13 protein-coding genes are annotated in these 12,548 nt (G+C 33.5%); 8 read left to right on the top strand and 5 right to left on the bottom strand.

The features are described from left to right. Positions 1–178: 178 nt before the first annotated feature. Entirely contained in the window at positions 179–1,024 is an 846-nt protein-coding gene (locus AC4FQ3_RS02410; RefSeq protein WP_491180731.1) for a hypothetical protein, read from the bottom strand. Between the two features lie 265 nt (positions 1,025–1,289). Between AC4FQ3_RS02410 and AC4FQ3_RS02405 the strand changes: the two genes are divergently transcribed. After that, positions 1,290–2,141, top strand: coding sequence for a hypothetical protein (locus AC4FQ3_RS02405; RefSeq protein ID WP_491180730.1), 852 nt, complete (start codon positions 1,290–1,292; stop codon positions 2,139–2,141). Between the two features lie 235 nt (positions 2,142–2,376). Here AC4FQ3_RS02405 and AC4FQ3_RS02400 read toward each other — a convergent pair whose 3' ends face one another. The 4 genes from AC4FQ3_RS02400 to AC4FQ3_RS02385 form a co-directional block, all read right to left on the bottom strand. Beyond that, complete coding sequence (locus tag AC4FQ3_RS02400) at positions 2,377–2,829, bottom strand: Lrp/AsnC family transcriptional regulator (protein WP_047775354.1); 453 nt, start codon at positions 2,827–2,829, stop codon at positions 2,377–2,379. A gap of 230 nt (positions 2,830–3,059) precedes the next feature. Continuing rightward, positions 3,060–4,052, bottom strand: a complete 993-nt coding sequence (locus tag AC4FQ3_RS02395; RefSeq protein WP_491180729.1) for a bile acid:sodium symporter family protein — start codon at positions 4,050–4,052, stop codon at positions 3,060–3,062. A 57-nt stretch (positions 4,053–4,109) separates the two neighbouring features. After that, positions 4,110–5,141, bottom strand: coding sequence for a methionine synthase (locus AC4FQ3_RS02390; protein ID WP_073394122.1), 1,032 nt, complete (start codon positions 5,139–5,141; stop codon positions 4,110–4,112). Between the two features lie 30 nt (positions 5,142–5,171). Then, on the bottom strand, positions 5,172–6,224 hold the full coding sequence (locus AC4FQ3_RS02385) for a DUF1852 domain-containing protein (RefSeq protein WP_491180728.1): 1,053 nt from the start codon (positions 6,222–6,224) through the stop codon (positions 5,172–5,174). A 267-nt stretch (positions 6,225–6,491) separates the two neighbouring features. On the opposite strand from AC4FQ3_RS02385, the gene AC4FQ3_RS02380 reads away from it, so the two are divergent. The 7 genes from AC4FQ3_RS02380 (at position 6,492) to AC4FQ3_RS02350 (ending at position 12,500) form a co-directional block, all read left to right on the top strand. Beyond that, positions 6,492–7,121, top strand: a complete 630-nt coding sequence (locus AC4FQ3_RS02380; protein ID WP_491180727.1) for a nitroreductase family protein — start codon at positions 6,492–6,494, stop codon at positions 7,119–7,121. A gap of 243 nt (positions 7,122–7,364) precedes the next feature. After that, positions 7,365–7,478, top strand: coding sequence for an AraC family transcriptional regulator (locus tag AC4FQ3_RS02375; RefSeq protein ID WP_491181008.1), 114 nt, complete (start codon positions 7,365–7,367; stop codon positions 7,476–7,478). Between the two features lie 211 nt (positions 7,479–7,689). Beyond that, on the top strand, positions 7,690–8,301 hold the full coding sequence (locus tag AC4FQ3_RS02370; RefSeq protein ID WP_491180726.1) for a hypothetical protein: 612 nt from the start codon (positions 7,690–7,692) through the stop codon (positions 8,299–8,301). Between the two features lie 2 nt (positions 8,302–8,303). Beyond that, a complete protein-coding gene (locus AC4FQ3_RS02365) occupies positions 8,304–9,005 on the top strand; it encodes a M23 family metallopeptidase (protein ID WP_052483775.1) in 702 nt (233 codons plus the stop codon). Between the two features lie 93 nt (positions 9,006–9,098). Continuing rightward, entirely contained in the window at positions 9,099–10,238 is a 1,140-nt protein-coding gene (locus AC4FQ3_RS02360; RefSeq protein ID WP_491180725.1) for a helix-turn-helix domain-containing protein, read from the top strand. 138 nt (positions 10,239–10,376) lie between these two features. Next, positions 10,377–11,264, top strand: a complete 888-nt coding sequence (locus tag AC4FQ3_RS02355) for an alpha/beta fold hydrolase (RefSeq protein WP_491180724.1) — start codon at positions 10,377–10,379, stop codon at positions 11,262–11,264. A 474-nt stretch (positions 11,265–11,738) separates the two neighbouring features. Beyond that, the gene (locus AC4FQ3_RS02350; protein WP_491180723.1) at positions 11,739–12,500 is read left to right on the top strand and encodes a phosphatase PAP2 family protein; all 762 of its coding nucleotides are present in this window, start codon (positions 11,739–11,741) and stop codon (positions 12,498–12,500) included. Positions 12,501–12,548 lie beyond the last annotated feature (48 nt).

Here is a 12,548-nt window from a genome sequence, read left to right as displayed (position 1 = left end):
AAGTCAGGAGACATTCGCACAGCTTTTTATAAGAACTCTTTAGAGAGAGTGGTACTTCGCGTCAGTTGCGAACAACGGAAATGATTATTTTTCACTAAGATAAAATTTCTTTTCAAAAACCGAACGTGAAATTAGCACAAAAGTCGCAATTTTGAGAAACCGCAATTAGCAGTAGCTTTTATGAAATTTCATCGGGGTCAATCCATGTAACTCTCATATAGTTGCAGACTTCTCTAAGAAGTTCTTTATTTACGGGCTTTTCTTCACGAATCGTAGCACGACCAAGTTTTATAATTTGTCCTTTGGTAATCATAATAGGGACGGTAATTTTAAAACGTTCAAGATATTCTATATTTGATGCATAAAAGAATAACATATCTGCCATTTCAATGACATCTTTTTTAATAATATTTCTATAACTTTCCATTACGCCTCCCTCATCTTTTAAAAATTGTCCATCTTTAACAAAAATTACATATCCTCGATTTCCAAAAGAAACGCAAACTGAACTAGAATGTATAATATGTACAAAGTTATAATTTTGATTTGCAGTGAAATCAAATCTAAAAACTGAACCAAAAGGGTCCGGATACGTTTTAAAACCTCCTGACACACAATGTAGAAAATGTCGAGCCTGCTCTAAAGGATCCGATGGACTAATTACATCCCCAATTTTATATCCAGCGTTTTTTCTATCCCAATCTAAAAATTTATCTTTTAGTGTTAAAGTAAAATGTACTTTGTTGGCCCATTTCCAAATATCAGATTCAGTTTCATTTTCATTAGCAATTTTATTTTCTAATCCTGAAAAATGTTCATTATTACAAATTTTGCAACATGGAACTACTAGCTGTTTATATGAAATCTGCGTTTCATTTGCCATAATAATATGCTGATCCCAAAGATTAAATTTATGTTGCAACCATTTTGGAAAAATATGTTCACGCGAATTTGCTGGTTTACCACAAACAAAACAAGTTTCTCTATTCAGTTCAAAATTTTCTAGTTGTGTTATTTTGTACATATGTTGTTAAGGTTACCGATAACTTATTAATTTGTGTGACCAAATCACACAAAGTCATCCTAATTAAGATAAATATGTGTGATAAATTTCACACATATTTTTTTTCAAATATATTTTTTTTCCAAATAATAAATTTGGTAATCATTAAATAAAAAAATTACTTTTAATCTTATTAAAGTGACAAGTCAATTAAGAAATTTGACAACGAAATAATTGAAAAACTAAAAGAGGTGTGGAGATCTTTTAAAAACAATAATTTTATACTATGCTAGAAAAACTACCTGTTACTGAAAATTATTATTATGTTGCTATCATTGCTATTTTTACATTTGCTTTAACAATGATTACTGCAAAAGGAAGTTTGACAAATCATAGATATAAATGGTACAAGTGGAAAAGATATACTTTTAGAGGTAAGCAAGCAATTGGTTTAGGTTTTCTCGTAGCTTTTGCGCTTTTTTTACAAGATATAAACAATCGAAATATTTCAAAGGTAAATGATCAAAAGCTAAGTGATAAAGAAATCTTAAGAACAAAAGAAATTAAAGCAGGTGTTAAAGAGGCTACAGATCAGCTTTTTGACGGTCTTTCATCAGCTTTCAAAAAGCAAGGTCTACAATACGATACAATTAAAAAGCAAGTTTTTAAATTACGAGACTCAATTAGAGTTACAGAAATTAACCACGAGACTCCTTTAATTGTTTTAACAAAATTAGAAATTAAAGATAGTATAAATTTAGACCGGTATTATACAGTTGAATACGAGGTAAACTCATTTGATGCAAAAAGCTTAAACATTGACTTAAAATTCGACATTTTTGCTTTTACCAAAATGAATAACATTTTAACAATTGAAAAAAATAAAAGAATTTTTTACAAAGGTCAAACAATAGCAAAAGAACTTGGAATATCGAATATATGGTACGTACCTAAAGATACTAATTTGTATTCTTTATATGTTTTTAGGCTAAAAGGCTCATATTATTCTAGTAACAATCAAAAACTTACAATTGACCAATTCTATGTGTTAGTGCCTCAAAAAAGAAAAGAAGTTGCCTTCAGATCAGTTAGTCAAAATCGTGAAGATCGGCTAAGATTATACATAGATGAAAATTAAAACTAATTTTAACTTTCCAAAAAAATCCCAACACAAAACTATGGAGCATGATTTACAAAGTATTAAAGGTTATATTAATTTCCAGTCGGGATCACTAGCTAAAAACCCGATAGCGCAGATTTCTAATCCGTACCCGCAAAGTATATCCTAACAGATTTAAAAAAAGAAAATCCAGTTTTTATTAATATTAGGAACGGGCACGAAAAGAATTTCCGTACTATCGTTGCTCGCGGAACTATCCATACATATTTTTTATTTCCGACATAACAAAGGTACTTTGGGTACTCCCTATACTTTCAACTGATCCCAATTTATTAAACACAAAATCCTGATAATGCTTCATGTCTTTGGCAGAAACTTTCATTAAAAAATCGTAATCACCAGAGATATTGTAACATTCTACAACTTCTTCTATTTTCATAATATCACTAACAAACTGATTGCCAATATTACGATCGTGTTGTTTAAGTTTGATATTACAGAAAACAATGAATCCCCTGTTTAATTTTTCTGCATCAAGCAGGGCAATATATTTTTTTATATAACCATTGTTTTCCAATCTTTTAATTCGCTCAAAAACAGGCGATGCCGAAAGATTTACCATCTTAGCAAGCTCTTTTACAGTATATTTAGAATTATCGTGTAGTATATTTAATAACTGAAGATCAATATCGTCTATCTGCTCCATAAAATTTTTATTTTGAATTTTGGTTTAATTTATTCCTAAATTAGAATAAAATTCTTTAAATACAATTAAAAGCAACACAAAAATCTTATTTTAAACAAATTAAAAACACAACAACCTGCAAAACGTATTTTTACAGTATAAAAATCTAAAAGGCATTATTTTATAGCAGTAAGCGTCATCCTTGGTGCCCTTTATCGAAAAAAGATAAAGGGCCAAGCCATAAATAAAAATTATATTTCTTTTCGTCGGGCCATACCCTGAGCGATGATACTAGCGGCAATCAATTGCAAGGCATGGTAAAGCATAAGAGGCAGCAATACGATGCCAGTGATGGTACTGTGCTGAAAAAGTACTTTTGACATAACGGTGCCGTGTACCAATGACTTTTTAGAACCGCAGAATAAGACAGTAATACGGTCTTCATCTGAAAAACCAAGCAAGCGACTGAGTAGTCCGACACAAAAGAATACGGCAAAAAACAACGCCATCATCCCTGCAGCAAGTCCGGCAAGTTCAAGGGCGGTGAAGCCTTCAAAAAGATGTTCGGAAAATGACTTGCAAAACGACGTGTAGATAATCGTTAGAATAACTGCCTGATCGAAATATTTGAGCTGTTTCTTGTATTTTTCGGCAATGGCACCTAAACGAGAATTGAGGCTTATGCCAATGATGACAGGCAGCAAGACTTGTAGAATCAACTTTATGACGATATGAGTAACATCAAAATCGCCTGTCGCAGAAGCTATAAACAGTCCAACCCAGATAGGCGTAACGACTACTCCGATCAAACTGGAAATACTCGCATTAAAAATGGCTGCAGGAATGTTTCCTTTGGCGATGGAAACCATAACCACGGAAGAGGATACTGTAGACGGTAAAGCTGCCAGAAAAAATACACCCAGCCAAAGCAGCTCGAAACCGTTATTGACAAACAACGGGCGAAATGCCAAAACAATGAGCGGAAAAAATAAAAAGGTGGTCAACTGTACGATAATGTGCATTTTCCAGTTGGAAAGTCCGGCTTTTAGTTTCTCAACACTCAGTCGCATACCATAAAACAAGAAAATCAAGGAAACCCCAGCATTGGCAATCTCCTCCAGCGAAACAGGTTCTTTGACCATGCCTGGCTTTGGCAAAAAATAAGCCATCAAAATCATGGTGGCTATCATTAACAGGAAACCGTCGAAACCTGCTTTTTTTAATACTTCTAATAATTTCTTCAATGTGTTTAAATATTATTCCTCCGTGGAGGCACGGAATTCATTATTAATATATTGAGACTAAATCCCAAGTTCTTTACGTATAATTTCTGCTCCTGCGCTTAAAGCACTTAACTTGCCTCTGGCTATGTTTCGAGATAGCGGGGCCATACCGCAGTTTGTAGAAGGGTAAAGATTTTCGGCATCTACAAACTCAAGAGCTTTACGCAGGGTATCAGCTACTTCTTCTGGTGTTTCGATAGTATTGGTTGCCACATCAATGGCACCGACCATTACTTTTTTACCGCGAACAAGTTCCATTAAATTTAAAGGCACATTGGAGTTGTGACATTCTAAAGACACCACATCAATTTTAGATTTTTGAATTTTCGGAAAAATTTCTTCGTATTGTCGCCACTCAGAGCCTAATGTCTTTTTCCAATCAGTATTTGCTTGTATTCCATAACCATAGCAAATATGAACCGCAGTTTGACAGTGTAAACCTTCAATGGCTCTTTCTAATGCTGCCATTCCCCAATCGTTTACTTCATCAAAGAACACATTAAATGCAGGTTCATCAAACTGGATAATATCTACCCCTGCGTCTTGAAGTTCTCTTGCTTCTTCATTGAGTGCTTTCGCAAATTCCCACGCCAATTTTTCCCGGCTTTTATAATGGTCGTCGTACAAGGTATCTACCATTGTCAGCGGTCCTGGCAATGCCCATTTTATAGGCTTGTTAGTCTGTTTACGCAAAAATTTAGCATCTTCAACAAAAACTGCTTTTTGACGTGCAACCTCACCTACAACCACTGGAACACTCGCGTCATAACGGTTACGGATTTTTACTGTTTTACGATTTTCAAAATCTACACCGCTTAAATGCTCGATAAAAGTCGTTACAAAATGCTGGCGTGTCTGCTCGCCGTCACAAATGATATCCAGATCTGCCAATTGTTGTTCCTGCAGAGAAATGCGCAACGCATCTTGTTTTCCTTCAAGTAGCTGATCACCTTCTAATTTCCATGGTGACCAAAGTTTTTCGGGCGGTGCAAGCCAGGCAGGTTTGGGTAAACTTCCAACAATAGAGGTGGGTAATAATAATTTCTTCATAATAGTATAATTTTAATGCGTTGTAATCAATTAAAGGGTAAAATTAGCAGACCATTGTTCCAGGAGACTTTTGTAAGGCTTAATGAAATGCTCTTCTGCATATTTACCCTGTTCAACAGCCAGTCGGCCGCGCTCTTCGCGGTCGTAAACCACGCGAGTCAGTGAATAATCTTCGTGTTTAAGAGTAGGTTGATAGATTTTCCCAGCCACTGAATTTGCATTGTAAATTTCAGGGCGATAAATCTTCTGGAAAGTTTCCATCGTGCTGATTGAGCTGATTAATCCAAGATCAGTATAATCAGCAAGCAGATCTCCGGAATGATAAAAAGCCATCGGTGCCACACTATTCGCAGGCATGAAAAAACGAACTTTTAAGCCCATTTTAGAGAAATATTCATCAGTGATAGAATACTGATCCTGCAGATACTCAAAACCCAGAACCGGATGCTGATATTCAGTGCGAGTATAAGTTTTGTTGCCCGATACACTTAGACAAATGATCGGTGACATCTTAAAGTGCTCTTTATAAGTGGCTGAATTGACAAAACACTTATAAAGTTTTCCGTGCAAATCACCAAAATTTTCAGGAATACAAAAATTAGCTTTATTTTTATTGTGTTCGATCAATAAAATACTGAAATCATAATCACGAACATAAGACGAAAAATTATTTCCGGCAATACCTTCGATACGCTGGCTAGTCTTGTGGTCAAAAATATTCGTTTTTAAAACTTCAATCAACGGCAGATTGTTAATACCATTCTTATCATCAATACTCATCGTTACTGTGATGATTTCAAGTTCTACAAGGTAACGATCCCCTTTTGGATTATCCAAATGAGCCAATGCATTGAATCGATTGTTAATCATATTTAATGCATTACGTAAGTTTTGTTGGCGATTACCTCCTCTGGCCAGGTTTGCAAAATTGGTTGTCAAACGCGTTTCACTTGAGGGGTGATAGTTTTCATCTAAACAAGTGCTCTTTAGTGTGAATGCAAAATCATTTTGGATTGTATTCTGGGTGTTTACACTATTCTGCTTTTCGTTTATTCCCCTATCTTCTTGTATGTTTGCTTTCATCTGATGATAATGTTTAGTTTTTTTACCCTGCAAATTTGAATATAAAAGATTAAATATTTTTATTTATACATAAATTCAGTTAGTTATTCTTTTAATGTATATTTTTAAAGATTATTAATCTTTAAAAATATATAATAATGAAGAAAAACAGATAAATATTCTTTAGTGGCCTAAGATGATTGATTTGGAGTTTCCCAGAGCACTTCAAAAACTCGAAAAAGAAAACAATATCATTTATATTTGCCAAAATTTAAGATAGACATAGTAATGAATTTGATAGAAAATTTAAAATGGCGATACGCCACAAAAGCTTACAATAACATTAAAGTAACAGAAGAGAAGGTCGATCAGATCTTAGAGGCTATAAATCTTTCAGCATCTTCTTGCGGTCTGCAATCTTACCGTGTTTTTGTTGTAAGCAATCCGGAAATTCAAAAAAAATTAGGTGCTGATTCGTATAATGGACAAATTAGCTCTTGCTCTCATTTGTTGGTTTTCGCTGCATTCACTGACATGTCTTCGACTTACATTGACGATTACATGGCAATGACAGAAAAGCAAAGAGGTCTTGATGCTGGTGCCTTATCAGGATTTCGAAATGGATTGCATTCCTATTTTAGCGCTATTAACGCAGAACAAAAAGCCCTTTGGGCGGCCAAACAGGCTTATATTGCACTAGGAACAGCACTTATTGCTGCGGCAGAATTGAAAGTGGATGCCACTCCTATCGAAGGATTTAACGCCGCCACTATCGATGAGGTTTTGGGTTTGAAGGAGAAAGGTCTACATTCAGCAGTTATCCTCGCTTTAGGATATCGTGATTCGGAAAAAGACTATATGTCAGCCACGAAAAAAGTTCGTTTGCCTATAGATGAAATGATAACGAAAGTTTACTAATAGCTACTAAATTTATAATCAAGAAATTTATCAAATGCTATTACATCTTAATAAATTTACAAAATGCATATGTTTTAACATTCAACCTTAGTAAGCCAATTTCTTTAAATCGTTCATAAAATAGTTTGTAAATTGTGAACTCAACGTCACTACAGCCAAATGGTGTCAATTGAAGACAATTGACACCATTTTTTTTTTACTACTTCTACTAAATACGATAACTTTAAATCATTTTTTGCCTTTATTTCTTTCTCTAAAGGATTAGAATCTGGATTCACTTCGAAGACAACATTTCACAATGCCTTCAAAAAATCTACAGGTATGACACCAAACAGTTTTCGGAATACCAATAAATAAGTTCGGATTTCTCCAGTCTTAAGATATTTGGACTTTATCGGTTTTTATTTCATTTAGGTTTGCCATCATAATCAACTTAATCATTGCAATTTATATGAAATTAAATCGACTCATTTTTACGACTGCGATTTTGTCTGCAGTCTCGGTCCAAGCACAAACTACCGAAAAAAAGAACCAGCTGGAATTTTCGACAGGCTATAATTTTGGCTATTTGAAAAACCTCGAGTTTGCGCCAGTGTCAATGTATGAGTATGAAGGCTCGGTGTATAAATTAAATTACACACATACTAGTAAAAAAGAAAATCTATTTGAAATTAAGATGGATTATCTTTCATCTGAACTAAAAACCGATAAACTTTCCAATCTCAATAATGATTTTGCGAAAGTCGGGTTGGGTTTTTCTTATCTCAAAAAGATTTATGATAAAGATCGATTTGTTATATATGGAGGACTTCAATCACAGACCACTACTTCTATTTATAAAAATCCAAACACTTCTTCTTTTAATAATGAGGATTATTATACGCTACATCAGGAATTTGGAATAACGGGTAGATTTAGATACCAATCTAGTGACAAACAATATTTATCATCAAAATTAACTCTTCCTGTAGTGTTACTTAGAGTTACCAACGCAGAAGGTAAGTTTTATACCATAGACAACTATCAAAGTGTTTTATGGGAATTGGAGTATGGTTATAAGCTTTCTAATCATTTTGATGTAAAAGCAGTCTATAATTTTAATTATGCGAGGCTTCAGGTGCCAAGTGCATACAGAGAACTGCAGCATCAATTAAATCTGGGTATTAACTATAAATTTTAATTATGAAACAAATCAAATCTTTGGGATGCTTTTTTGCAATTATCTTTATGGTTTTATTTACCTCCTGTGCAGACATGCTTATGGGTGATGAAGGAAAATACGATGAAGACATCTATTTAAATTACAAGACAAAAACAGTATTAGAATTGCCTTTTGAAGACGACTGGTATATAGTCGCAGGAGGAAAATCTCTGGAATTAAATCATCATTTTATGCCTAACCGGCACCAGAGATATGCACTGGACATTGTTCATATAATAAACAGAAGAGGGAATACAGGAGACGGAACCAAAAATGAAGATTATTATTGTTTTGGGAAACGTTTGAATGCGCCTGGAGACGGAAAGATAATAGCGATGGAAAACGCAATTGAGGATAATGTTCCCGGAATTAAAAACAGTAAGCAATCGTTAGGGAATTATATTATTATTGATCATTTGAATGGGGAATTTTCCTTTATGCTTCATTTAAAAAAGAATTCTATAATAGTAGCGGTCGGAGATACTGTAGAGAGAGGCCAGCAGGTTGGTCTGGCTGGAAACAGCGGTTATTCTACAGGGCCGCATCTGCATTATCATCTGCAGACAACTTCATCTCTTACAACTGGTGTTGGTCTCCCTATGCAATTTCAAAACTACTATGCCGACGATGTTTTTACAGAGAGAGGAGAGCCAATTACTTCCCAGATAGTGAGGAAAAATTAAAAAATGATAATTTTAGAATCTGCATTTATTTAGTAATTTTATCCTTTTTAGAAAAACAATCGAAACCTAATACTAGGCTAAAAAATGCTTTATATGGACCAACTAATGAGCTTTTTTGTTGCAGGAACTACTTTACTGCTGGCATTTTTAATCTTTGCAAATATCAATCAGACAAACAGTAAAGTTAATCGATGGTTTGTTTTTTTTATTTTATGCATTTTCCTTATTCAGTTTAATGACCTGTTAGAAAAAACGGAGTTTCTAAAAATAAGAAGGATTACAAATGATTTCTTGGGCATAGTGGATTTTATCGTAGCTCCGGTTTTCTATTTTAGTGTAATTTATTTTATTACGCCTAATAGAAAATGGCAAATAAGAGATCATTTTCATTTTGCATTTGCTTTTATAATTTTAGTACTGCTTTCAATCTCGCTCTTAATAGAGATAAAAGATCCTCCTAGAGCAGAGGATAAAGAAAATGCCGCTATAATTATTACTGTTTTTAATTTAGTCTTCTCTTGTCAAGTTGCTGTTTATTGTATTGCTGCTTATAGAGAAATCACAGTTTATCAAAAGAATTTACTTCTGTACACTTCAAACACATCGGAAACCAATTTAAAATGGCTACAAAAAGTAGTAGTTTGTGTATTAATCATAACTGGGGTGTGGTTAATTGATAATGTTTTTAAACTAGCAAAAATCTATGCTTTTTTTGACATTATCGCTAGTGCTATCTATCTTTTCGGGATTTTTTATATTTCCTATTTTTCTTTAAAACAAAAAAAATATTTTCCACTTAATAAACAGGAAAAAGAGCAAATCGACACCATTATTTCTGAGAGTTCTGGCTTAGAAGGCAAACCCAAAAAACTGATCTCTGATAAGGATTTACAAGAAATAAAATCTGCTCTAATTCACATAATGGACAATGAAAAACCTTTTTTGAATCCTGAATTGAGTTTATTTAAATTAGCTTCTCAATTGGATATTTCATCTCATCTGCTTTCTTATGTCATCAATAATGGCTGTGACGAAAATTTTTATCAATTTATTAATAGGTACAGAATCGAAGAAGCAAAAAAAATGATTCAGGATCCCGGTATGCAGTATTTAAGTTTAATGGGAATTGCTTTTGAAGTTGGATTCAATTCTAAAACGGTCTTTAATACTACTTTTAAGAAAAGTACCAATCAGACCCCGTCTGAATTTAAAAAATCTAACCTTTTAATATAACTCTTTTACACTATTATTATTTTTTTTCTGTGATAGTGGCTTTGCAGCTTATTTTAAATAGGTTCTGATTCATAAATCAGAACCTATAATGGCTAAATTATAGCAATATTTGTGTTCTATTTACTAAAAAATACACACATGATTTTTACAAAAGCATCCTGGAAATTAAATCCAAACAAAACCACAAACGTTACATTATTATGTACTTTTATACTCACTATTTCTGCTTTTATTTTTACTTCTTGTTCCGATGATGATAAAAATAGTACTGCCGAATATCCGGGAACTACAGTGAATTTAGGAACTCATAAACTCATGGCCTATACAGTAGCTAAAAACTCAAAATATCTGGTTGTTTTTGAATCCGGGCATGGTAATGATCACACGTCCTGGTACAGCAGCGGAAAATCTTCTGAGATTTTATCTATCGCTGATTTTTTAGATTCTGACGTTTTACTATACGATAGAGCCGGTTATGGGAAATCAGAATTCAATACTGAGCCCAGAGATATTAATAAATTAAGAAGTGAGCTTGAAACAGTTATTGATCAATTTGCAAAAGGCAGAAAAGTAGTCCTTGTAGGTCATTCACTAGGAGGAATGATTATTAGAGATTATGCAATAAAAAATCCTGCAAAAGTTGCAGGATTATTATTCGTTGATTCTTCTCACGAAAAAAAAAATCATATTTCGCAAGACGAACTAAATACATTTTATAATAATTATAAAATTACTTACGGCGCAAATTCAGGCATAGCACTGGAAACTCTGCAATTAATTGAAGATTTTAAATATATGGAAGTTTTGCCTAATTTACCTGATGTTCCAACCATTATACTGACAAGTATGAAAATTGATGCCCAAAATGATGCCGCATCAAAACAACAGTGGTATGATGCCCACCAATCTCTAAAGGTCGGAGTAACTGATTTTACACATATTACCACAGTAAATTCTGGACATTTTATCCAACTTGACGAGCCTAAACTAGTTTTAGAGAATATTAAACTATTGTTACTTAAATAATTTCTCGTATTACTGGAGTTGCCTCAAATTTTACCACAAAACATAAAGGCGATTTTTTAAGATATACTCAGTTATATAAGCTTTATTGCAGAATCGTGGGCACTAGGGGATTCTAAAAACAGAAAACACAATAAATCAATAACTATCAAATTAAGTTCGAAGCATGGAGCGATCTTATGAGTTTTTATCAATCCCCAACGGGACATCCAAAATAAAATCATAATTTCTTCGTAAAAAATGAAATTTCAATTTGCCAAAATCTCTGCGATTGCGGTTAGAGACTATTGGCAGTACTTTAATTCTGATCTTTTCTTTTTAATGTTTTCGGGTAAATATTATACTTATTTAATGAAATAATCTTACGTGTAATATTATAATTAAATTTCTACCTTATATTTTGTATTGACTTAAAAATAATAATACCTTTAATAAAGACTGATCAATGTATATTAGCAACAACAAACCAATCATTTGATGAGAAAAATAATTATCCTTGTTATTTTACAGTTTTTATCCTACTCTACTTTAGGGCAAAATGCCTCTCCAACGGATTCTATAATAAATGATACCGTTAAAAATATCAGGTTTAATTACAAACAGCTTATCATTCCGGGAGTTTTAATAGGATATGGTTTTTGGGGAGCTGAAAGCGGCCAGATAAAAAGTTTCAACTTTCAAATCCGTGACGAATTTACAGAGGACATTGATCAAAAGGTTACAATAGATGATTTTTCAAGATATGTTCCTGCTGTTTCTGTTTATGCGCTTAATGCGTTTGGGGTCAAGGGAAAAAATAATATGCGGGACCGATCTGTAATTCTGGCGACTTCAACAATCATAACCGTTGGATCTGTTTTTGCTTTGAAGTCGGTTACTAATGTAGAACGTCCGGATGGATCTTCCAACAATTCATTTCCTTCTGGTCATACCGCTATCGCTTTTGCAGGCGCTGAATTTTTATATCAGGAATATAAAGACAAATCCATATGGTACGGCGTGGCGGGGTATGCGGTGGCTGCAGGTACTGGGATATTTCGAATGTACAACAACAGGCACTGGCTTACAGATGTAGCCGCAGGTGCAGGAATTGGAATTCTGAGTACCAAAATTGCCTACTGGATGAATCCCTATATTTCAAGAAAATTATTTCATGGTGAACAAAATAAATCGACATCTTTTATAGCCCCTTCATACGATGGTAAGAATTTTACAATCTGCTATTTTAAAACATTTTAGGATTATTAAATTTTAATTAAGAACCCTTTTATTCAGTTTTTCTTCAGA

This window comes from Flavobacterium sp. AK-345 (assembly GCF_058310175.1).
This window is presented reverse-complemented; position numbering and strand designations above follow the sequence as displayed.